The organism is Pseudomonas fluorescens (assembly GCF_902498065.1).
In the GTDB taxonomy this organism is placed as follows: domain Bacteria; phylum Pseudomonadota; class Gammaproteobacteria; order Pseudomonadales; family Pseudomonadaceae; genus Aquipseudomonas; species Aquipseudomonas fluorescens_BJ.
This window is the reverse complement of the sequence record NZ_CABVIR010000002.1, coordinates 293,848-316,956: the sequence shown is the minus strand read 5'-3', so window position 1 is coordinate 316,956 and position 23,109 is coordinate 293,848. Positions and strand designations below refer to the sequence as shown.

Below are 23,109 nucleotides of genomic sequence, written 5' to 3'. Positions count from 1 at the left end.
CGATGCCTGAACAGCCGCTGAATAAAAGTGGGGCGAACGCTCTTGGGTGTCGTCCCCGGCCTACAATTCGAACCTTTGAACGGCTTTTGTAACGGTGTGGGTACGCAGCCAAGGTATTTACAAACAACCATGAACGTAAGTATATTCCTTAGCAAGCTACTTATCCACTCAGCGCACATTTTTTACCCTTTCACATTTCTTGTGCGCAATTTGCGCGCCTGACCCGAGGATTTTCATGCAATTCAAGCCAGCTGTTACCGCTCTGGTCACTGCCGTCGCCTTGGCATCGCTGCTCAGCGGATGCAAAAAGGAAGAAGCGGCACCGGCCGCGCCACCCCCTCAGGTCGGCGTTGTAACCCTGCAACCTCAAGCCTTTACCCTGACGTCCGAGCTGCCGGGCCGCACCAGCGCCTACCGCATCGCCGAAGTTCGCCCGCAGGTCAACGGCATCATTCTCAAGCGTCTGTTCAAGGAAGGCGGCGACGTCAAGGCCGGTCAGCAGCTGTATCAGATCGACCCGGCGGTTTATGAAGCCACGCTGAAAAGCGCTGAAGCCAACCTGCAACAGACCAAATCGATCTCCGATCGCTACAAGCAACTGGTCAATGAACAGGCCGTGAGCCGTCAGGAATACGACACGGCCCTGGCCAACCGCTTGCAATCGGAAGCCGCGCTGCAAAGCGCCCAGATCAATGTGCGCTACACCAAAGTGTACGCGCCACTGTCCGGTCGCATCGGTCGCTCCAACGTGACCGAAGGCGCTCTGGTCACCAGCGGACAAGCGGACGCCATGGCGGTGATCCAGCAACTCGATCCGATCTACGTCGATGTCACCCAGTCCTCGGTTGAGCTGCTTGAACTGCGTCGCGAACTGGAAAGCGGTCGTCTGCAAAAGGCCGGCGACAACTCGGCCACTGTCAAGCTGACCCTCGAAGACGGCAGCCAGTACAAACTCGACGGCAAGCTCGAATTCTCCGAAGTCTCGGTTGACCAGACCACCGGTTCCGTGACCTTGCGTGCGGTGTTCCCGAACCCTGATCACACTCTGTTGCCAGGCATGTTCGTGCACGCCCAGCTGCAGGCTGGCGTCAACGCCGCTGCAATCCTGGCGCCGCAACAAGGCGTGACCCGCGACCTCAAAGGCACCCCGACCGCGCTGGTCGTCGGTGCGGACAACAAGGTCGAACTGCGTCAGCTCAAGGCCAGCCGCACAGTCGGCAGCCAATGGCTGATCGAGGACGGCCTGAAAGCCGGCGATCGTCTGATCACCGAAGGCCTGCAATTCGTCAAACCTGGCATTGAAGTCAAGGCCACTGAGGCGACTAACGTTGGCGCAAAGAACCCGGCCCCCGCACAGGCAGCTAGCAAGGCTTCCAGCGGCAAAGGGGAGTAAACCATGTCGAAATTTTTTATCGACCGTCCGATTTTCGCTTGGGTAATTGCCCTGGTGATCATGCTGGTCGGGGCACTCTCGATTCTCAAACTGCCGATCAACCAATACCCGAGCATTGCGCCTCCGGCCATTGCGATTCAGGTGACTTACCCAGGCGCGTCTGCACAAACCGTGCAGGACACCGTGGTGCAAGTGATCGAGCAACAGCTCAACGGTATCGATAACCTGCGTTATGTCTCCTCGGAAAGTAACTCCGACGGCAGCATGACCATTACGGCGACCTTCGAGCAAGGCACCAACTCCGATACCGCGCAGGTTCAGGTCCAGAACAAGCTGAACCTGGCCACCCCGCTGCTGCCGCAAGAAGTGCAGCAACAGGGTATTCGCGTGACCAAGGCAGTGAAGAACTTCCTGCTGGTGATCGGCGTGGTCTCGCGCGACGGCAGCATGACCAAGGACGACCTGTCCAACTACATCGTGTCGAACATGCAGGACCCGATCTCGCGAACCGCCGGTGTCGGTGACTTCCAGGTCTTCGGTTCCCAGTACGCGATGCGTGTCTGGCTCGACCCGGCCAAGCTGAACAACTTCAACCTGACGCCAGTGGACGTGAAAGCGGCCATCGCAGCGCAGAACATCCAGGTGTCCTCCGGTCAACTGGGCGGCCTGCCTGCCGCGCCCGGCCAGCAGTTGAACGCCACGATCATCGGCAAGACCCGTCTGCAAACAGCCGATCAGTTCAACAAGATCCTGCTCAAGGTCAACAAGGACGGCTCGCAAGTGCGCCTGTCCGATGTCGCCGATGTGGGTCTGGGCGGTGAAAACTACAGCATCAACGCTCAGTTCAACGGCGCACCGGCTTCCGGTCTGGCGGTGAAACTGGCCAACGGAGCCAACGCCCTCGACACCGCGAAAGCGTTGCGCAACACCATCAACACGCTCAAGCCGTTCTTCCCGCAAGGCATGGAAGTGGTGTTCCCGTACGACACCACTCCGGTGGTGACCGAGTCGATCAAGGGTGTGCTTGAAACCCTGGTCGAAGCGATCGTGCTGGTGTTCCTGGTGATGTTCCTGTTCCTGCAAAACTTCCGCGCCACCGTCATCACCACGATGACTGTGCCGGTGGTATTGCTGGGTACCTTCGGGATCCTCGCGGCGTTCGGTTTCAGCATCAACACCCTGACCATGTTCGGTATGGTGCTGGCCATCGGATTGCTGGTGGACGATGCCATCGTCGTGGTGGAAAACGTCGAACGGGTCATGAGCGAAGAAGGCCTGTCACCCAAGGAGGCCACCAAGAAATCCATGGGGCAGATCCAGGGTGCACTGGTCGGTATCGCCCTGGTGTTGTCGGCGGTACTGCTGCCGATGGCATTCTTCAGCGGCTCCACGGGCGTGATCTACAAGCAGTTCTCGATCACCATCGTTTCGGCCATGGCCCTGTCGGTACTGGTCGCACTGATCTTCACCCCGGCACTCTGCGCCACCATGCTCAAGGCGATTCCGAAAGGCGAGCACGGCACACCGAAACGCGGCTTCTTCGGCTGGTTCAACCGCAGCTTCGACCGTGGCGTCAAAAGCTACGAGCGTGGCGTGGGCAACATGCTGACGCACAAGGCGCCGTACCTGCTGGCGTACGTGATCATTGTTGTCGGCATGATCTGGCTGTTCACCCGTATTCCAACGGCGTTCCTGCCGGAAGAAGACCAGGGCGTACTGTTTGCCCAGGTACAGACCCCGGCCGGCTCCAGCGCCGAGCGCACGCAGGTAGTGATCGATGAAATGCGCGAATTCCTGCTGCGTCCGACCAAGGACGGCGGTGAAGGCGATGCGGTGGCCTCGGTGTTTACCGTGAACGGCTTCAACTTCGCCGGACGCGGCCAGAGTTCGGGCATGGCCTTTATCATGCTTAAACCCTGGGACCAGCGTAACGCCGATAACAGCGTATTCAACCTGGCCGCTCGGGCCCAAAAGCACTTCTTCTCGTTCCGTGATGCCATGGTGTTCGCCTTCGCGCCACCTGCGGTACTGGAGCTGGGCAACGCCACGGGCTTCGACGTATTCCTCCAGGACCGTGCCGGTATCGGTCACGAAAAACTGATGGCAGCGCGCAACCAGTTCCTCGGCATGGCAGCGCAGAGCAAAGTGCTGTCGCAGGTACGTCCGAACGGCCTGAACGACGAACCGCAATATCAGCTCGAAATCGACGACGAGAAGGCCAGCGCGCTGGGCATTACCCTCTCCGACATCAACAGCACCCTGTCGATTGCCTTGGGCAGTAGCTACGTCAACGACTTCATCGACCGTGGTCGGGTGAAGAAAGTCTACGTGCAAGGTCAACCCGGGGCGCGGATGAGCCCGGAAGACATCAAGAAATGGTATGTGCGTAACAGCGCAGGCACCATGGTTCCCTTCTCCGCCTTCGCCAAGGGTGAGTGGATCTACGGTGCGCCGAAGCTTTCGCGTTACAACGGCGTAGAAGCGATGGAAATCCTCGGCGCCCCGGCTCCGGGCTACTCCACCGGTGAAGCCATGGCGGAAGTCGAAGCCCTGGCCAAGAAACTGCCGGCCGGTGTCGGTATTTCCTGGACCGGTTTGTCGTACGAGGAACGGCTGTCCGGCTCGCAAGCGCCAGCGCTTTACGCCTTGTCGTTGCTGATGGTGTTCCTGTGTCTGGCAGCGCTGTACGAAAGCTGGTCGATCCCGATCGCGGTGATGTTGGTGGTGCCGTTGGGGATCATCGGTGCGCTCCTGGCCACCAGTCTGCGCGGCCTGTCGAACGACGTTTACTTCCAGGTGGGCCTGTTGACGACCATCGGTCTGGCGGCGAAAAACGCCATCCTGATCGTCGAATTCGCCAAGGAACTGCATGAGCAAGGGCGCAGCCTGCGCGACGCGGCGATTGAAGCCTGCCGCATGCGTTTGCGACCGATCATCATGACCTCCCTCGCCTTCGTCCTCGGCGTAGTACCGCTGGCGATTTCCACGGGCGCCGGTTCAGGCAGCCAACACGCGATCGGTACCGGCGTTATTGGCGGTATGATCACAGCCACGATCCTGGCGATCTTCTGGGTCCCACTGTTCTTTGTCACCGTGTCGTCGATTGGTCAGCGTAAAAACGCCGGTCAGGACGACGCTATTGAACCTTCTAAAGAGGCTGGCCAATGAGCAAGTCGCTACTCTCCATCGCAGTCGCCGCGTTCGTACTGAGCGGTTGCTCGCTGATACCCGACTATCAGCAGCCTGAGGCACCGGTGGCAGCCCAGTACCCGCAAGGTCCGGCGTATTCGCCGGCCCAGGCGCCGAACCAGGCCGCCGCCGAACAGGGCTGGAAGCAGTTTTTCCATGACCCGGCGTTGCAACAGCTGATCCAGGTGTCCCTGGAAAACAACCGCGACCTGCGTGTCGCGGCGCTGAACATCGACGCGTTCGCGGCGCAGTACCGCATCCAGCGTGCGGATCTGTTCCCGGCCGTGTCAGCCAATGGCACCGGCAGCCGTCAGCGCGTTCCGGCAGATGCATCGCAGACCGGTCAAGCGGGGATCACCAGCTCCTACTCCGCCACCGTCGGCATCAGTGCTTATGAACTCGACCTGTTCGGTCGGGTTCGCAGCCTGAGTGAAGAAGCGCTGCAAAAATACTTCGCCACCGAAGAAGGCCGTCGCAGCACGCAAATCAGCCTGGTGGCCAGCGTGGCGAATGCCTACCTGACCTGGCAGGCTGACAAAGAGCTGCGCAAGCTGACTCAAGACACGCTTGGCGCGTTCGAGGAGAGCTACAAGCTCACCGCACGCAGCAACGAAGTCGGCGTCGCTTCGGCGCTGGATCTGGCGCAGTCGCGGACCTCGGTGGAAAACGCCCGTGCGCAACTGGCCCGTTACACCCGCCAGGTCGCCCAGGATGAAAACAGCCTGGTGCTGCTGCTTGGCACGGGCATCCCGGCCAATCTGCGAGAAGCCAAGCCGCTGGCTGACGACCTGCTGAGCGACGTACCGCCGGGCTTGCCGTCGGACTTGCTGCAACGTCGTCCAGACATCCTTCAAGCCGAATACAACCTGAAGGCTGCCAACGCCAACATCGGCGCGGCACGGGCGGCGTTCTTCCCGAGCATCAGCCTCACCGCCAATGCCGGTACCCTGAGCCCGGACCTGTCAGGTCTGTTCAAGGGTGGTTCGGGCACCTGGTTGTTCCAGCCGCAAATCAACCTGCCGATCTTCAACGCCGGCAGCCTGCGCGCCAGCCTGGATTACTCGAAAATCCAGAAAGACATCGGCGTGGCGAACTACGAGAAGTCCATTCAAACGGCCTTCCAGGAAGTCGCCGATGGCCTGGCCGCCCGCCAGACCTACACCGAGCAGTTGCAGGCCCAGCGTGATTTCGTCACCGCCAACCAGGACTACTACCGTCTGGCCGAGCGTCGTTATCGCATTGGCGTCGACAGCAACCTGACCTTCCTCGATGCCCAGCGTCAGCTGTTCAGTGCCCAACAGGCGCTGATCACCGATCGTCTGGCGCAACTGACCAGTGCCGTGAATCTCTACAAGGCACTGGGCGGTGGCTGGAATGAGCAGACCGCGAAAGTCGAGCCGCTGAAAGAAGAAGCGCCGAAGCTGAAGTTGTTCTGATCGAACGGCTGTAAACACGAAGCCCACCGTTTGGTGGGCTTTTTGTTGGCGGCGGGAAACGTTGTGTTGGCAATACGGACAACACAAACCCCTCGCCAATCTTACGTTCGATTATCGCCCAAAACCCGCTCCCACCAATTGAACCATCTAGTTAATTCCCCGCACCATTAGCCACACAAAACCAATAACAACAGGTTCGACACCATGCCCCCGCGCCCTGCCCTGTCCGGCTGATCTCGCCCGTTACATTTGAATTTGAATCTTTTGTCTGCAACCCGACGGTTGCGGCATCACCCCGTTTCATCTCCAAGAATCAGAGAGACCCAGCCCATGACGCCTTCCACTTATTTCGTTCCCAGCCTGATTGCCATCGCACTGGCCGGCGCCGCCCTGCCCGCCACAGCCGAAGAGTCCGGTTTTGTCGAGGGTGCCAAGGTCAACCTGAACCTGCGCAACTTCTACATCAACCGCAACTTCACCAACCCGACCAAGGCGCAGGGCAAGGCTGAAGAGTGGACGCAAAGTTTCATCCTCGACGCCAAGTCCGGGTTCACTCAAGGCACCGTCGGCTTCGGCATGGACGTGCTCGGGCTGTACTCGGTAAAACTCGACGGCGGCAAAGGCACCGGCGGCACGCAACTGCTGCCGCTGGACCACGATGGCCGTCCGGCAGACCACTTCGGTCGCACCAACGTAGCGTTCAAAGCGAAGTTGTCGCAGACCGAAGTGAAGGTCGGCGAATGGATGCCAGTGCTGCCGATCCTGCGTTCGGACGATGGGCGCTCACTGCCACAAACCTTCCGTGGCGGCCAGATCACCTCAAAGGAAATCAACGGCCTGACGCTCTACGGCGGCCAGTTCCGCCAGAACAGCCCGCGTGACGACAGCAGCATGAGCGACATGTCGATGACCGGCAAAGCGGCCTTCACCTCAGACCGCTTCAACTTCCAGGGGGGCGAATATCTGTTCAACGAGAAGCGCACCCAGATCGGCCTGTGGAACGCCGAACTCAAGGACATCTACAGCCAGCAATACGTCAACCTGACCCACAGCCAACCCATTGGCGACTGGACCCTGGGCGCCAACCTCGGATTTTTCTATGGCAAGGAAGACGGCAGCGCTCGCGCTGGCGATCTGGACAACAAGACCTGGTCGGGGTTGTTCTCGGCCAAGTACGGCGGCAACACCTTCTATGTCGGTCTGCAAAAACTCACCGGCGACAGCGCCTGGATGCGGGTCAACGGCACCAGCGGCGGCACGCTGGCCAACGACAGCTACAACTCGAGCTATGACAACGCCCGGGAAAAATCCTGGCAGCTGCGCCACGACTACAACTTCGCCGCACTCGGTGTACCGGGTCTGACCCTGATGAACCGCTACATCAGCGGCGAAAACGTGCACACCGGCACCGTCACCGATGGCAAGGAATGGGGCCGCGAAAGTGAACTGGGCTACACCGTGCAGAGCGGTGCGCTGAAGGACCTGAACGTCAAATGGCGCAACTCGACCATGCGCCGCGACTACAGCAACAACGAGTTCGACGAGAACCGGTTGATTGTCAGCTATCCGATCAGCCTTTTGTAAACCTCACCATCGCCATCGCGGGCAAGCCCGCTCCCACAGGTTTTGTAGGTGTGCTCCGACATCCGGGCATGACACAAAACCTTGTGAGAGCGGGCTTGCCCGCGATAGCGTCAGATCAAACACCGCACATCGCAAGGAATCACTCCCGCGACTCGACCCCCAACTCATCCCACACCGATTCGGCGAGGTGGAACGTCGCATTCGCCGCCGGGATGCCGCAGTAGATGGCGCTCTGCATGATCACTTCCTTGATCTCGCCGCGGGTCACGCCGTTGTTGGCGGCGGCACGCAGGTGCAATTTGAGTTCGCCCTCGCGGTTCATGCCGATCAGCATGGCGATGGTGATCAGGCTACGGGTATGGCGCGGCAGGCCCGGGCGGGTCCAGATATCACCCCAGGCGTGGCGGGTGATCATTTCCTGAAACTCCGAATTGAACTCGGTCAACGCGCTCAGGCTGCGGTCGACATGGGCGTCGCCGAGGACTGCGCGACGGACGTTCAGGCCTTCATCGTAACGTTGTTTCTCGTCCACGAATGTTCCCTCAATGGCCCAGCAGAAAAGCAAGAACGCGATCGCTGAACGCATCGCCGGCCTGCACGTTGGACAGGTGCGCCGCGTAGAACTCTGCGTACTCGGCGCCCTGCACCTGCTCCTGGATGAAGTGCCCACCGGATGGTGGCGTCACCACGTCTTCGGTGCCGGCGATGACCAGCAACGGCACCTTGATCGAGGACAACTGATCGCGGAAATCGGCATCGCGCACAGCGGCGCAATTGGCCGCATAGCCTTGCGGCGAAGTGGCCGCGAGCATGTCGGTAATCTGCTTCGCCGCAGCCGGATTGGCTTCGGCAAAATCCGCGGTAAACCAGCGTGCAATCGACGCATCACGCAGGGCAACCATGGCCGCCGCGCCGTCTCGCAACACGGTTTCGATGCGTGGGTTCCAGATCGAGGGGTCGCCGATTTTCGCCGCGGTGTTGCACACCACCAGTTTGTTCAATCGTTCACCGGCATGGATGCCCAGCCACTGGCCAATCAAGCCACCCATCGACAGGCCGCAGAAATGCGCTTTATCGATGTGCAACGCATCCAGCAACGCAAGCACGTCATGGCCCAGTTGCTCGATGCTGTACGGCCCCGGCGTGACCAGCGATTTTCCGTGCCCGCGCGTGTCAAAACGCAGCACACGAAAATGCTTGGAGAACGCGGCAATTTGCGCGTCCCACATCTGCAGGTCGGTGCCCAGCGAGTTGGACAACACCAGCACCGGCGCATTGGCCGGCCCATCGAGTTGGTAATGCAGTTCGCCCTCGGCGAGTTGTACGAAAGCCACAGCAATCTCCTTCAGGCAGTCAACGCAGAATGTTCAGCCACCGCTCGCTCGACCCACGTACGGGATTGACCGAGGTAGTTGGCGGGGTCCAGCAGATGATCGAGTTCAGCCGCCGAGAGTTCGGCAGTCACTTGCGGCTCGTCGCCCAGCACCGCGCGCAAATGCCGCTGCTCAGCGACAGCGCGCTTGCAGCACTGCTCCAGTAAATGATGCGCCGTGTCGCGGCCGACCCGCTGGGCGAGGACGATGCTCACCGCTTCGGCCAGCACCAGGCCTTGGGTCAGATCGAGGTTGCGGGCCATGCGCTCGGCGTCCACTTCCAGTCCGTCCGCCACCAGCAACGCTTGTTTGAGGCTGCCGGACACCAGGCAGCAAATCTCCGGCAAGGTTTCCCACTCGGCGTGCCACAGGCCCAGACTGCGCTCGTGCTCTTGCGGCATGGCGCTGAACAGCGTCGAGAGCAAACCGGGGACGCGCGTTGCAGCGCCAATCAGCACCGCGGCGCTCACCGGGTTGCGTTTGTGCGGCATGGTCGACGAACCGCCCTTGCCTGGCGCCGAGGGTTCGAACACTTCGCCCGCTTCAGTCTGCATCAACAGGCTGATGTCGCGACCGAGCTTGCCGAGGCTGCCAGCGATCAATCCCAGCACAGAACCAAATTCCACCAGGCGATCACGTTGGGTGTGCCACGGTTGGTCGGGCAACGTCAGGTGCAACTCTGCGGCCAGCGCGTCGGCAATCGGCATCGCCTGCGTACCGAGGGCCGCGAGGGTTCCGGAGGCGCCGCCGAATTGCAGCACCAGCAGACGCGGCTTGAGTTCTTGCAGACGTTGCCGGCTGCGGGTGACGGCGCCCAGCCAACCGGCGATCTTCATGCCCAAGGTGACCGGCGTGGCGTGCTGCAACCAAGTGCGACCGGCCAGTGGTGTGGCGACATAACGCCTGGCCTGAGTTGAAAGGGTTTCGCCCAGTTGCGACAGATCGCCTTCAATCAGTTCCAGCGCCCGACGCAGTTGCAGCACCAGACCGGTGTCCATCACGTCCTGGCTGGTGGCGCCCAGATGTACATAGCGCTCGGCTTCGGCAGCGGTGGTTGCGATCTGTTTTCCCAACGCTTTCACCAGCGGAATCGCCGAGTTGCCGGCCGTGGCAATCGCCTCGGCGAGGGCCGCGAAGTCATAATGTTCGGCGCGGCAGGCTGCTTCGATAGGCGCCACAGCCGTTTGCGGAATCAAGCCGACCTTCGCCTCTGCCCGTGCCAGCGCCGCTTCGAAATCGAGCATGGCCTGCACCCGGCCCTGATCGCAGAACACGTCACGCATATCGCGGGCAGTGAAATAGGCATCGAACAATTGATTGCCCGGTCGCTGGTTCATAAACAGTCCCTGAAGGCGTGGACCGGTGTGGCCCACGCAGATGGATCAAAGGTCGTGGTGCAAGTACTTCGCTTGTTTCGGCAGACGCAGGCTGAACAGGAACGCCACCGCCATCATCACCGTGACGTACCAGTAGAAAGAGTTTTCCATGCCCACCGCTTTGAGGCTCAGCGCGACGTATTCCGCCGAACCGCCGAAGATAGCATTCGCCACCGCGTACGCCAGGCCAACGCCCAAGGCGCGCACTTCCGGCGGGAACATCTCGGCTTTTACCAGGCCGCTGATCGAGGTGTAGAAACTGACAATCGCCAGCGCCACTGTGATCAGCACAAACGCCAGGAACGGACTGCTGACGCTTTTCAGACTCAACAGAATCGGCACGGTGAACAGCGTACCCAACGCACCGAACCATAGCATCGAGTTACGTCGGCCAATCTTGTCGGCGAGCATGCCGAACAGCGGCTGCATGCACATATAAAGAAACAGCGCGCCGGTCATGATGTAACTGGCCGTCTTGGCGTGCATGCCGGCGGTGTTCACCAGGTATTTCTGCATGTACGTGGTAAAGGTGTAGAAAATCAACGAGCCACCGGCGGTGTAACCCAGCACGGTAATGAACGCGGCTTTATGGTCGCGGAACAACGCGCGGATGCTGCCGGCGTCCTTGTTATCGCGCATTTCCTTGCTGGTGGTTTCTTTCAGCGAGCGACGCAGGAACAACGAAATCAATGCGGCCACCGCGCCAACCACAAACGGGATCCGCCAGCCGTAGGCACGCAGGTCATCTTCGGTGAGGAACTGTTGCAGGATCACCACCAGCGACACCGCCAGCAGTTGCCCGCCAATCAACGTCACGTACTGGAACGAGGCGAAGAAACCGCGCTGGCCCTTGAGGGCGACTTCGCTCATGTAGGTGGCGGTGGTGCCGTACTCGCCGCCCACCGACAACCCCTGGAGCAAGCGCGCAAACAGCAACATGATCGGCGCCCAGACGCCGATGTCCTTGTAGGTCGGCAGGCACGCGATGAGCAGCGATCCGAAGCACATCATCAGAATCGAAATCAGCATCGAATTCTTGCGCCCGTGCTTGTCCGCGACACGGCCGAAAATCCAGCCGCCAATCGGTCGCATCAGGAACCCGGCGGCGAACACGCCCGCCGTGTTGACCAACTGCACCGTCGGGTTATCGGACGGAAAAAAGGCCGGGGCGAAATAGATCGCGCAAAAGGCGTAGACGTAGAAGTCGAACCATTCGACGAGGTTGCCGGACGAGGCACCGACAATCGCGAAGATGCGCTTGCTGCGCTCTTCGCCGGTGTAGTGCGCTGGAATAGCGGTTGGGGTTGTCATTGTTCTTCACTCTTTGGGGACAGTGACAGTCTAGACACACTTTGCAACAGTCCCGTTCCACAATTGGCGATGCTGCACCTGTGGGAGCGGGCTTGCCCGCGATGGCGTTGGGTCAGTCAACATGGATGTTGGATGATCCGGCCCCATCGCGGGCAAGCCCGCTCCCACAGGGATTTGCGGGGTTTTCAGTAATCGAAGAACACCGTCTCGGCATCGGTACCCTGCAGAATCACATTCCACTGGTAAACACCGCTCGCATCCTGCTTCGCCAGCAAGGTACCGCGGCGCTCGGCCGGCACACACTCCAGCAGCGGATCCGACACATTGGCCGGTTCACCATCAAAGTAAATCCGTGTCAGCAAGTGCTTCACCAACCCGCGCGCAAACACCAGCACCACCAGGTGCGGTGCCTGGGTCGAACCTTTCAGGCCTTCCACCGTGCCCGGCTTGATCGTGGTGAAGCGGAAGCGCCCTTCGGCATCCACCGGAATCCGGCCAAAGCCTTCGAAGTTCGGGTCCAGGGGTTTGGCCTGATCGTCTTCGGGGTGGTCGTACTTGCCGGCGGCGTTGGCCTGCCAGACTTCCAGCATCGCGTCGTTGACGATGTCACCGTTGCCATCGACGACTTGCCCGGTGATCGCCACGCGCTCGCCCAGGGTTTGTTCGACGGTCAGGTTCTCGCGGTTCAGCCAGGTCAAGCCGATGTGGTAATACGGCCCGACGGTGTGGGACGTGGTCGCAGTCAGCGTCATCTTATTTCTCCATCGGCGTGGCATCGCGGCCGCGCAAAACGATGTCCCAGCGATAACCCAGGGCATAGGAAGGGATGGTTTTTTCCAGGTCGAAACTGGCGATCAAGCGTTCTTTGGCACTGGTATCGGGCACGCAATTGTAGATCGGGTCGTACGCCAGCAACGGGTCACCGGGGAAATACATCTGCGTGACAAGGCGCGTCAGGATGCTCGGCCCGAACAGCGAAAAATGGATGTGCGCCGGACGCCAGGCATTGTGGTGGTTGCCCCACGGGTATGCACCGGGTTTGATGGTCTGGAATTGATACCAGCCATCGGCATCCGTCACGGTACGGCCGGTGCCGGTGAAGTTCGGGTCCAGCGGCGCATCGTGCAGGTCGCGGGCATGGTTGTAGCGTCCGGCGGCGTTGGCTTGCCAGATCTCCACCAGAATCCCCGGTACTGGCAGACCGTTTTCATCCAGTACGCGGCCGTGAATGATGATGCGTTCGCCCAACGGCTCGCCCGTGTGCTGGGCGGTCAGGTCGTTGTCCTTCTCATTGACACGCTCGACACCGACCGTCGGGCCGGTAATTTCCGACAACGAATGGGGCAGAAACACCAACGGCTTGGACGGCGAGCGCAGGTTGGTAGATTGATACGTCGGGTGCAGGTAGTCCGGCTGGGTGCCTTCCTGTGGGCGACGGTAACCAGGCTTGTCAGTCATTTCACATTCCTCTGTTCTTATTGTCACTGCTGCGCGTCAGACGCGTTCGATCGCCAAGGCCAGACCCTGACCGACGCCAACACACATGGTCGCCAGACCTTTCTTGCCGCCGGTTTTTTCCAGCTGATGCAACGCGGTCATCACCAGGCGTGCACCGCTCATGCCCAACGGATGGCCCAAGGCAATGGCACCACCGTTCGGGTTGACCTGCGCCGCGTCGTCCGCCAGGCCCAGTTCTCGCAACACCGCCAAGCCCTGGCTGGCGAAGGCTTCGTTGAGTTCGATCACATCGAAATCACTGACAGCCAGGCCGAGACGTTCGGTCAGTTTGCGCACCGCCGGGACCGGGCCGATGCCCATGACACGCGGTGCGACACCGGCGCTGGACATGCCCAGCACTTTGGCGCGAGCCGTCAAACCGTGTTTCTTCACCGCGTCGGCCGAGGCCAGGATCAGCGCGGCGGCACCATCGTTCACCCCCGACGCATTGCCGGCAGTGACGGTTTTGTCGGGACCGTTGACCGGTTTCAATTTGGCCAGGGTTTCCAGCGTGGTGTCGGCGCGAGGATGTTCGTCCTGGCTGACGACAGTTTCACCCTTCTTGTGGGCAATCCGCACTTCGACGATTTCTTCCGCGAAAAATCCTGCGGCTTGCGCGGCGGCTGTCCGCTGCTGGCTGCGCAGGGCGAACGCGTCCTGATCCTCACGGGACACTTCGTAATCGTCCGCCACATTGTCGGCGGTCTGCGGCATCGCATCGACGCCGTATTGGGCTTTCATCAACGGGTTGATGAAACGCCAGCCGATGGTGGTGTCTTCCAGCTTCATGTTGCGCGAGAACGCCGCATCCGCCTTGCCCATCACGAACGGCGCGCGGGACATCGACTCAACGCCGCCGGCAATCGCCAGCTCCATTTCGCCGCTGGCGATGGCGCGGAACGCGGTGCCGATGGCATCCATGCCCGAAGCGCAGAGGCGATTGAGGGTCACGCCGGGAATGGTTTCCGGCAGGCCCGCCAGCAGCAGCGCCATGCGCGCCACGTTACGGTTGTCTTCGCCGGCCTGGTTGGCGCAGCCGAGGAACACCTCGTCCACCGCGTTCCAGTCCACCGACGGGTTGCGCTCCATCAGCGCCTTGATCGGCACAGCGGCCAGGTCGTCGGCGCGAACCGTCGACAGGCCACCGCCGAAACGGCCGATGGGGGTGCGAATCGCATCGCAGATATAAACGTCACGCATCACGCTTCTCCGGGTGCTTGGCCGTGGGCGGCGGCGGTGCGGGCTTCCAGATCCCTGAGCGCTTTCAGTTCGACCTCGGTGGGCTCGGCGGTGTGTTCAACCGTGTCGGCGAAACGAATCGCCCAACCGGTGGCCGCAACCACTTGCTCGCGGGTCACGCCAGGATGCAACGCAGTGACCACGAATTCATGGGTGCCCGCTTCCGGTTCCATGATGCACAGGTCGGTGATAATGCCGACCGGACCGGCACCCGGCAGACCCAGACGCTTGCGCGAATCACCGCCCTCGCCATGACCGACCGAGGTGATGAAGTCGAGCTTGTCGACGAAGGAGCGCGCCGACTGTTTAAGAATGATCAAGACGCTTTTGGCCGAACCGGCAATCTCCGGCGCACCACCGGCACCCGGCAGTCGGACTTTCGGAGCGTGATAATCGCCGACCACCGTGGTGTTGATGTTGCCGAAGCGGTCAACTTGCGCGGCGCCGAGAAAACCGACGTCGATGCGCCCGCCCTGCAACCAGTAGCGAAAAATCTCACCGGTCGGGACGACGGTATCAGCGGTTTCCGCCAGCTCACCGTCACCAATCGACAGCGGCAGTACACTCGGCTTGGCACCGATCGGACCCGATTCGTAGATAAGTACTACATCCGGCGAAGAAGTCAGACGTGCCAGATTGGCTGCTTTCGACGGCAGGCCGATGCCGACGAAGCACACCGAACCGTTCTTCAGGCGGCGAGCAGCGGCGACGGTCATCATTTCATTGGTGGTGTAAGTCATTACTTCGCCTCCGATGCAGCGGCCAGCTTGGCCTGGAACTCGCTGAAGTCAGCGCAGCCATGGATGTATTCGTTGATCCACGCGGTAAAGGTTTCGCGGTCGCGGGCAATCGGGTCCCAGGCCTGGTAGAAACGGTTGTCGCGCTCGTTATAGCCGTGGGCGTAGGAAGGATGCGCACCGCCAGGAACGTGGCAAACCGCGCTCAAGGCCCACGTCGGCAGTACACAGGAGTTCATCGGTGCGTTGAGGTCGTCGACGATTTCTTCGACGGTGACGATGCAACGCTTGGCGGCCAGTGCGGCTTCTTTCTGCACGCCGAGAATGCCCCAGAGCAGCACGTTGCCTTTACGGTCGGCTTTCTGCGCGTGGATCACAGTGATGTCGGGGCGCACAGAAGGCACGGCGGCCAGCACTTCGCCGGTGAACGGGCAAGTGACGCTCTTGATCAGCGGATTGACCTTCGGCAGGTCGGAACCGGCGTAGGCACGCAGCACGGCGAACGGTAGGCCGGAGGCGCCAGCGACGTAGGCATTGGCCAGGTCGGCGTGGCTGTGTTCTTCGATTTCCAGCGCGTGCGGCCACTGCTTCTCGACCGCGTCACGCAGACGGTGCAGCGAACCGACGCCCGGGTTGCCGCCCCAGGAGAAAATCAACTTGCGAGCACAACCGGCGCCGATCAACTGGTCGTAGATCAGGTCAGGCGTCATCCGTACCAGCGTCAGATCTTTCTTGCCCTGACGAATGATTTCGTGACCCGCCGCCGTAGGGATCAGGTGAGTGAAGCCTTCGAGGGCGACGGTATCGCCGTCGTTAACGAATTGCTTCACCGCGTCGTGCAGCGAAAGGATTTCAGCCATGGGGCAGGCTCCCGTTTTGTTATGAACCGACAGTGGTAGAAAAAGGCGCGATGCGCGCGCCGGAATGACTAGAGAGTAAGCCCCATAAAAACCTCAAACAATCCGATAATCGACTGAGTGTTCGTTTATCGAACAGATTGTTGCCTCACTACCGATCCTCAAAAGCTTCATCGGAACGCCCCCCGGACCAAACCTCGCCTCCTACAGGAATGATGATCTCCGCGATTTCGCGAACACCCGTAGGAGCGAGCGGGCAAAGATCCGACTTGCCCGCGAAGAGGCCATCAAAACCACTGGAGATTCCGGATCAGCCGGTCAGGTCGCATCCGCATGACTGACCATGCCCTTGATCAGCACCGCTGTCGTCGCCAACGCCGCCGGAATCACCAACGCCGTCAGCACTTGTTCAAAGTTCCAGCCCAACCCCAGCAACGTCGCGCCCATCCACGCACCGAGGATCGCGCCAAACCGGCCAATCCCGAGCATCCACGACACGCCCGTCGCCCGCCCTTGAGTCGGATAAAACCGCGCCGCCAAAGAAGGCATTGCCGATTGCGCGCCGTTGACACACATCCCGGCCACCAGCACCAGGGTTGCCAATAGCGTGATGTTGCCCAGGCTCTGCCCTACCGCGTAGGCAAACACCCCGGCCAGCAAGTAGAAAATGCCGATGACTTTGTGCGGATTGAACCGATCCATCGCCCAGCCTACGCCAACGGCACTCAACACGCCGCCAAACTGGAACAACGCGCCGATAAACGCCGCTTGCTCCATGCTCGCGCCGCTGTCACGCATCAGCGTCGGCAGCCAACTGGTCAGCAGGTAAACGATCACCAGCCCCATGAAGTAGGTCAGCCACAACAGCAAGGTGCCGGTGCTGTAGGTTCCGGAGAAGATCACCGCAAATACGTTGCGGGCCTTCACGGTTTTCTGTTCCGGCACGCTGAAGCTTGAAGCCTGGGCAACGACGGTCGGATCGATTGGCGCCAGCGCCTTGCGCACCTTGTCGGTGCCACGATTGCGCACCACCAGGTAACGCGCCGATTCCGGCAGCCAGAGCAGCAAAACGACGGCGAGGATCAGCGGCAGAACTCCGCCGATCAGCAACAGGCTGTGCCAGCCGTACGCAGGAATCAGCTTTGCCGAAATAAACCCGCCACCGGCCATGCCGAGGTTGAAGCCGCAGAACATGCTGGTCACCAGCAGGGACTTCTTGCGTTCCGGGGTGTATTCCGACAGCAACGTCGTGGCGTTCGGCATGCCGGCGCCAAGGCCCAGGCCGGTCAGGAAGCGCAGCACCAGCAGTTGATCGACATTGGTGCTGTAAGCCGACGCCAGGCTGAAGGCGCCGAACAACAGCACCGCGCCCACCAGTACGACTTTTCGCCCGAAGCGGTCAGCCAACGGGCCGGAACCCAGTGCGCCGAAGACCATGCCGATCAACGCCGCACTCATCACCGGACCAAGGCTGGCGCGATCGATGCCCCAGTCCTGAGACAGGGCCGGCGCGATGAAGCCCATGGCCGCGGTGTCGAGGCCATCAAGGAAGACGATCAGGAAACACAGGATCACCACTCGCCACTGGTAGCGCGAAATGGGTTGAGTATTGATGAAGGACTGCACGTCGAGGCAGTTACCTACAGCAGACTGAGGCTGGTTCATTATTTTTATTCCACGCAACAACGCAGTCGGACAGGTGCCAGCCTGGGCTGGCGCTGCCGCGACATTAGTGATCCTGGGGAAAGTGCGTCAATTCGTTAAACGCGAGTCCGTGCGATTATCGAACAGCTTAGGCAAACAACTGAGCGCTGAGGTTGCGACTGGCACCCAGCAGACCTGGCAGGAAACGCTGCTCCAGTTCGTTGCGGCTGACCCGCCCGGCGTGCGTGCTGACGTTTAGCGCCGCCACGACTTGTCCGGAAGCGTCGTACACCGGAACGGCAATCGAACGCAGGCCTTGTTCCAGTTCCTGATCGACGATGCACCAGCCTTGTTGCCGAACTTCTTGCAGGCATTCGAGCAACGCTTCGGGAGTGTGCAAGGTGCGGCTGGTCTTGGCTTGCAGGTCTGCATGGTCGAGGTACTCATGCAGCGAAGTGTCGTCCAGTGCTGCGAGAAGAATCCGGCCCATTGAGGTGCAATAGGCTGGCAGGCGTCCACCTACCGACAGGTCCACCGAGATCAAACGCTGAGTCGTCGCCGAGCGGGCGATATACAAAATGTCGTCGCCTTCCAGCGTGGCCATGTTGCAGGCCTCGTGGAGTTGTTCGCTCATGCGGTCGAGGTAAGGTTGGGCAGACACCGCCAGCGGGGTCGAAGACAGGTAGGCATGGCCGAGGGTCAGCACTTTGGGCAACAGCGAATAGGTGCGACCGTCGGTGGTGGCGTAGCCGAGTTTGATCAAGGTGTGCAGGCAACGTCGCACAGCGGCGCGGGGGATTTCCGTGCGGTGACTGATCTGGGCGATGGTCAAATGTCGTTTGCGCTCCTGGAACGCTTGCACCACGGCCAGGCCACGGGCCAGGGACGTCATGAAATCCGGGTCGCCGGTCAGGGCCTGGATCCGCTTGGCGGGCGACGCAACGATCGGCGGCGCTACTGAAGCGAAGGAATTACGCATTTGCTCGTTCATATCAGGTCCTTTTCCCACACGGATCAGCGACGGCTATTACAAGCGGCTCCGGTTCGGCACACAAGCCACAGGCAGCCGAGATTGGGCGATTATCGAACCTCTGACCGATAATCGCAATTGGTGGCCCCTGCACGCGTGCGCCCTTCCCCGCTATATGGTTTTTAACCCCGTGCTTGAACCCTGAGTTAAAGGCCCCATGTTAGGGTCTAACTTGTTCGACTTAATGACGCCAGAAAGTCAGCACGGCCAAGTGAAGGTAAAAAGTTGTAAGTAATAAAACGATCACACATGAAGATCCATTTTTAACTCGGTGGCGATAGTGTTCTTCAAATCGACCGCTATAATGCAATTCAGTGACGAACCGGTTTTTCTACTCGCCGGTTCCGCCACCCGGTAGCGCGATGTTCCATCGCTGCTGCCTGCAGCAAGCGCCTGATGCTCATTTCCAATGCTCTGACAGCGCGCTCGCTGAAACAGGAAACTGATGCTACGTCAGCTGTTTTGCTCTGGTGCCGTGGCCGCCTGCAACATGGAAGTATCGATCGCCGTGCCGTCAAACAATGCCTTCCCGGGCCTTGTCCTTTCGGCGAGCATGTTCGATACGTTTGATGCAGCGCGATTTACCAGAATTAATCTCAACCCATACAGGTAGCACTGTGACGAAAGACGAACTGCGCGCGGAACTTGAGCGCCAGGAACAACGTTACAAGGAAGTTTACGGCGGGGAAGTCACCACCTACGCCGCTCAGCCCGAACCGGAACGCAAACCCTGGCGTAAACGCGCCACCGTTCAGGACCAGGCTTTCACCCAGGAACTGCAGAAGATGGAAAAGGAACTCAAAGCCGAAGAGCCATGATCGCTCGGCCTGACTTCTTTAAAGGGCCTGCGTCTGCCCCCGTTAAAAGCGGGATGCATTGATGTTGCCATTCGCGCCCGCTACGAGCGGGCAGCGGTCACCTCATCTATCTGATGAGGCAATTGGCTCATGTCTGGCCCTCTTCTCAGATATTTCACACAAGCGTTCAAGCCTCTCGCCTACAGGAGAGAAACCCTTGTGCCTGCGGGCTTTTCAAAGAAATTCAACGACTTGCAAAACCCGGGGAAAGCCTGTTGCCTGGGCTATTGCCGCAAATTAATTCGTTGAAGAATGTTACCGATGAGCAGCTAGTGCATCGATTAGCAGTCTTTTCTGGCATAATCGCGCCCCCTTACGACCGGGTCAGAAAACCTTCATGATCGATTTATTCAGCGGACTGGATGCTTGGGTGCTTGTGAGCCTCTTGCTCGCCCTCACCTTTGTCCTCGCCTTCGAGTTCATCAACGGCTTTCATGACACTGCAAACGCGGTGGCCACTGTTATCTACACCAAAGCCATGCCACCTCATCTGGCGGTGTTCTTTTCCGGTGTGTTCAACTTTCTCGGCGTACTGCTGGGCGGTGTTGGCGTGGCGTATGCCATCGTCCACCTGCTGCCGGTAGAACTGCTGATCAATGTGAACACCGGTCACGGACTGGCCATGGTGTTCTCGTTGCTTGCCGCCGCCATCACCTGGAACCTGGGCACCTGGTACTTCGGTATTCCGGCCTCCAGCTCCCACACGCTGATCGGTTCGATCCTCGGGGTTGGCCTGGCCAATGCCCTGATCAACGACATCCCGTTGGCCGATGGCGTGAACTGGCAGAAGGCGATCGATATCGGTGCCTCCCTGGTGTTCTCGCCAATGGCGGGCTTTCTGGTCGCCGCGCTGATTCTGATCGGCCTCAAGTGGTGGCGCCCACTGTCGAAGATGCACAAGACGCCGGAACAGCGCCGCAAGATCGACGACAAGAAGCATCCGCCGTTCTGGAACCGCTTGGTGCTGGTGATTTCGGCCATGGCCGTGAGTTTCGTGCACGGCTCCAACGATGGTCAGAAAGGTATCGGCCTGATCATGCTGGTACTGATCGGTATCGTCCCGGCGCAGTTCGTGCTCGATCTGGGCAGCACGACTTACCAGATCGAACGAACTCGCGATGCGACCCTGCATCTGAGCCAGTTCTACAAACGCAATGCCGATACGCTGGGCGAGTTCCTGGCACTGGGCAAAAGCGTGGAAGGTGATCTGCCGGAGAAATTCCGTTGCAACCCGCAACAGACCGAACCGACCATCTCTGCCCTGCTCGACACCCTTAAAGGTGTGGCCGATTACCACTCGTTGTCGTCGGAAAGCCGCATCGAAGTGCGTCGCTACCTGCTCTGCCTGGACGACACGGCCAAGAAAGTCAGCAAACTGCCTGGCCTCGCACCCCGTGAAAAGGCTGACCTGGACAAACTGCGCAAAGACCTGACCACCACCACTGAATACGCCCCGTTCTGGGTGATTCTGGCAGTCGCACTGGCCCTGGGCCTGGGCACCATGGTGGGCTGGAAACGTGTGGTACTGACCATCGGCGAGAAGATCGGCAAGCAAGGCATGACTTACTCCCAGGGCATGTCGGCGCAGATCACTACGGCGAGCCTGATCGGCATGGCGAACATCTTCAGCCTGCCGGTGTCCACCACCCACGTTCTGTCCTCGGGCGTGGCCGGCACCATGGTCGCCAACAAAAGCGGCTTGCAGGGCGGCACCGTCAAAACCATCCTGCTGGCCTGGGTCCTGACCCTGCCAGCGACCGTTGCCCTGTCGGCCGGCCTGTTCTGGCTGGCGTCGAAGGCACTGGGCAGCTGATACATCGCTGCAACGAAAAAGGCGCGTTCCGTAAGGTTCGCGCCTTTTTTACGCCCAACAAAAAACCCTGTATCAATCCAAAAATCGCAGGCAAAAAAAAGGGCAACCGAAGTTGCCCAAAATGCCTTGCGTGCTCATTGCATCCAGAAAGACCTACGGTTTTTTCCGTTTATGCGAATCCTTCCAGATAAAAAATCCAAACCCTGCGAAAAACAGAACCATGAGGCCGACTGTCAGCACTCCGGCGATCACCACGTTGTCGAAAAACATGACTGGCCTCCTGCACTTGCGCTGTTGCGATAGGGCTAAGTTAACCAATCAGACAGGAGAGAAAATTGACCGGGATCAATATCGCCCGAGACTGGGCGCAAAGGAGGGGGAAAACTGATCTGCATCAACGGAAACGGAGGGTTAACGCTTTTTCGGTTTGCTCTTCGGCTTCTTCTTCGCTTTACCCAACGGCATCGCTTGCTCAAAAGCCTGGCGCACTTCATTCAGACGCTTTTCGTTGAGGTCATGAACGCGCTTGGCGCGTTCGGAATTGAGGTCGATCAGTTTGTCGTCTTGGCTCATGGTCTTCAGTGCATCGCGTGAAATGAAGTTCAACTGCCGCATCGTTCGGCAGGATTGCGCCAATAATGCGGTCTGGCGCCGGCGCTGACCAGTCACCGACGTAACAGCGGCTTAACAAAATATGTGCTCACGGCGTTTTTTCAACGCACAATCGCGACTTTGCGATGGACCCAAAGGACCCGCGCCGTGGAACTGCACCAGGATCTGCCTCCCTTGATGGCCCTGCGCGCCTTCGAGGCCGTGGCGCGTCATTTGAGTTTCATCAAGGCCGCCGATGAATTATCGGTGACCCAAAGTGCGATCAGCCATCAAGTGCAGAAACTGGAGCAATTTCTCAACCAGCGGTTGTTTATCCGCCGCACCCGGGCCATTGATCTGACGCCAGCCGGCGAAGCGTACTACCGACAGATTCAACCGGCCCTGGCATCCATCGCTCTGGCCACCCATGAACTGCGGGGCAATGAGCACCAGGAAACCACCCTGCGCATCGGCCTCCTGGCCTCGTTTGCCACCCTGTGGCTCGCGCCGCGTCTGGCCAGTTTCAACGCGCGCCACCCGCATATCCATGTTGAACTCCTTCCTTCAGTACAACTGGCCGACGTCGGGGGTGGCGAAGTCGACCTGGCAATCCGCTACGGCAAGGGTGGCTGGCCGAAAGTCCAGGCACGACGCTTCCTGGTGGAAACGCTGACACCTGTCTGCAGCCCGGCATTCAAGGCCAAGGGTACTGACCAGGGTCCGCTGCTCATGGCCAAATCGCACCAACCGTTCGAGTGGATCGACTGGAGCGCGCATAACGCCCTCGACCTCAGCCACTGCCCCAGCGTCATGCTCCATGACTACAACATCGTGGTCGAAGCCGCCGTGGCCGGCCAGGGTATCGCCATGGGACGTCATCACTTGATCGAGCGCCGACTCAAGGACGGCTCGTTGGTAGAAGCCTTCGCCACCCCGCCGTTCATTAGCGATATCGGGTATTGGCTGGTCACGCCCGAACGGCCACCGAGCCACGCAGCGCAATGCTTTGCTGAGTGGCTGTTTGAGATGGCTGACATCGCGCGCATATCTCACGGCGACTGAAGTTCAAATGGGGGCACGAGCCTGCTCGCTCCCACCTTTTATCCATGCATGAGTTATTTGAATACGTCGAATTAGATCTATCCGTTTGTAGCGCATGGCACCCCGCAACATGCTGAAGAC

General features: G+C 59.9%; 20 protein-coding genes. 7 read left to right on the top strand and 13 right to left on the bottom strand.

Going from position 1 to position 23,109, the window contains the following annotated elements:
- The first annotated feature begins 235 nt into the window (after positions 1–235).
- The 4 genes from emhA to F8N43_RS10640 all read left to right on the top strand — a co-directional run bounded on the left by emhA (position 236) and on the right by F8N43_RS10640 (position 7,602).
- Complete coding sequence (gene emhA / locus F8N43_RS10655; protein ID WP_150630964.1) at positions 236–1,393, top strand: efflux RND transporter periplasmic adaptor subunit EmhA; 1,158 nt, start codon at positions 236–238, stop codon at positions 1,391–1,393.
- Positions 1,394–1,396: 3 nt separating this feature from the next.
- On the top strand, positions 1,397–4,561 hold the full coding sequence (gene emhB, locus F8N43_RS10650) for an efflux RND transporter permease subunit EmhB (protein WP_150653735.1): 3,165 nt from the start codon (positions 1,397–1,399) through the stop codon (positions 4,559–4,561).
- Entirely contained in the window at positions 4,558–6,018 is a 1,461-nt protein-coding gene (emhC, locus tag F8N43_RS10645; RefSeq protein ID WP_150630966.1) for an efflux RND transporter outer membrane subunit EmhC, read from the top strand. The genes emhB and emhC overlap by 4 nt, the downstream gene beginning before the upstream one ends.
- 330 nt (positions 6,019–6,348) lie before the next feature.
- Positions 6,349–7,602, top strand: a complete 1,254-nt coding sequence (locus tag F8N43_RS10640; protein ID WP_150630967.1) for an OprD family porin — start codon at positions 6,349–6,351, stop codon at positions 7,600–7,602.
- Positions 7,603–7,741: 139 nt separating this feature from the next.
- On the opposite strand, the gene pcaC is transcribed toward F8N43_RS10640, so the two are convergent.
- From pcaC to pcaR, 11 genes are all read right to left on the bottom strand, one after another.
- Positions 7,742–8,134 carry a 4-carboxymuconolactone decarboxylase gene (pcaC, locus tag F8N43_RS10635; protein ID WP_150630968.1) on the bottom strand — a complete coding sequence of 131 codons (393 nt, stop codon included), beginning with the start codon at positions 8,132–8,134 and terminating at the stop codon, positions 7,742–7,744.
- 10 nt (positions 8,135–8,144) lie between these two features.
- Entirely contained in the window at positions 8,145–8,936 is a 792-nt protein-coding gene (gene pcaD, locus F8N43_RS10630; RefSeq protein ID WP_150653734.1) for a 3-oxoadipate enol-lactonase, read from the bottom strand.
- An 11-nt stretch (positions 8,937–8,947) separates the two neighbouring features.
- Positions 8,948–10,312 carry a 3-carboxy-cis,cis-muconate cycloisomerase gene (locus F8N43_RS10625; protein WP_150653733.1) on the bottom strand — a complete coding sequence of 455 codons (1,365 nt, stop codon included), beginning with the start codon at positions 10,310–10,312 and terminating at the stop codon, positions 8,948–8,950.
- Positions 10,313–10,357: 45 nt separating this feature from the next.
- Positions 10,358–11,662 (bottom strand): MFS family transporter, encoded by a 1,305-nt coding sequence (locus F8N43_RS10620; protein ID WP_150639879.1) that lies wholly within the window; start codon positions 11,660–11,662, stop codon positions 10,358–10,360.
- A 185-nt stretch (positions 11,663–11,847) separates the two neighbouring features.
- Positions 11,848–12,414 carry a protocatechuate 3,4-dioxygenase subunit alpha gene (gene pcaG / locus F8N43_RS10615; RefSeq protein WP_150630972.1) on the bottom strand — a complete coding sequence of 189 codons (567 nt, stop codon included), beginning with the start codon at positions 12,412–12,414 and terminating at the stop codon, positions 11,848–11,850.
- Between the two features lies 1 nt (position 12,415).
- Positions 12,416–13,120 (bottom strand): protocatechuate 3,4-dioxygenase subunit beta, encoded by a 705-nt coding sequence (pcaH, locus tag F8N43_RS10610; protein ID WP_150653732.1) that lies wholly within the window; start codon positions 13,118–13,120, stop codon positions 12,416–12,418.
- Positions 13,121–13,156: 36 nt separating this feature from the next.
- Positions 13,157–14,362, bottom strand: coding sequence for a 3-oxoadipyl-CoA thiolase (gene pcaF, locus F8N43_RS10605; RefSeq protein WP_191623663.1), 1,206 nt, complete (start codon positions 14,360–14,362; stop codon positions 13,157–13,159).
- On the bottom strand, positions 14,359–15,138 hold the full coding sequence (locus F8N43_RS10600) for a CoA-transferase subunit beta (RefSeq protein ID WP_150630975.1): 780 nt from the start codon (positions 15,136–15,138) through the stop codon (positions 14,359–14,361). Before F8N43_RS10600 ends, pcaF begins: the two co-directional genes overlap by 4 nt.
- Complete coding sequence (locus tag F8N43_RS10595) at positions 15,138–15,995, bottom strand: CoA transferase subunit A (protein WP_150630976.1); 858 nt, start codon at positions 15,993–15,995, stop codon at positions 15,138–15,140. The genes F8N43_RS10600 and F8N43_RS10595 overlap by 1 nt, the downstream gene beginning before the upstream one ends.
- A 315-nt stretch (positions 15,996–16,310) precedes the next feature.
- Complete coding sequence (locus tag F8N43_RS10590) at positions 16,311–17,657, bottom strand: MFS transporter (RefSeq protein WP_150630977.1); 1,347 nt, start codon at positions 17,655–17,657, stop codon at positions 16,311–16,313.
- A 127-nt stretch (positions 17,658–17,784) separates the two neighbouring features.
- Positions 17,785–18,627, bottom strand: a complete 843-nt coding sequence (pcaR, locus tag F8N43_RS10585) for a pca regulon transcriptional regulator PcaR (RefSeq protein ID WP_150630978.1) — start codon at positions 18,625–18,627, stop codon at positions 17,785–17,787.
- Positions 18,628–19,283: 656 nt separating this feature from the next.
- On the opposite strand from pcaR, the gene F8N43_RS10580 reads away from it, so the two are divergent.
- Positions 19,284–19,484, top strand: a complete 201-nt coding sequence (locus tag F8N43_RS10580; protein WP_007935837.1) for a hypothetical protein — start codon at positions 19,284–19,286, stop codon at positions 19,482–19,484.
- A gap of 376 nt (positions 19,485–19,860) precedes the next feature.
- A complete protein-coding gene (locus F8N43_RS10575; protein WP_150630979.1) occupies positions 19,861–21,336 on the top strand; it encodes an inorganic phosphate transporter in 1,476 nt (491 codons plus the stop codon).
- A gap of 153 nt (positions 21,337–21,489) precedes the next feature.
- On the opposite strand, the gene ccoM is transcribed toward F8N43_RS10575, so the two are convergent.
- Positions 21,490–21,606: a cytochrome c oxidase subunit CcoM gene (gene ccoM / locus F8N43_RS29760; protein ID WP_007906619.1), complete on the bottom strand. Its 117-nt coding sequence runs from the start codon at positions 21,604–21,606 to the stop codon at positions 21,490–21,492.
- A gap of 141 nt (positions 21,607–21,747) precedes the next feature.
- Entirely contained in the window at positions 21,748–21,942 is a 195-nt protein-coding gene (locus tag F8N43_RS10570; RefSeq protein ID WP_150630980.1) for a hypothetical protein, read from the bottom strand.
- A gap of 153 nt (positions 21,943–22,095) precedes the next feature.
- Between F8N43_RS10570 and F8N43_RS10565 the strand changes: the two genes are divergently transcribed.
- Positions 22,096–22,989, top strand: a complete 894-nt coding sequence (locus F8N43_RS10565) for a LysR substrate-binding domain-containing protein (protein WP_150653731.1) — start codon at positions 22,096–22,098, stop codon at positions 22,987–22,989.
- The last annotated feature ends 120 nt before the right edge of the window (positions 22,990–23,109 follow it).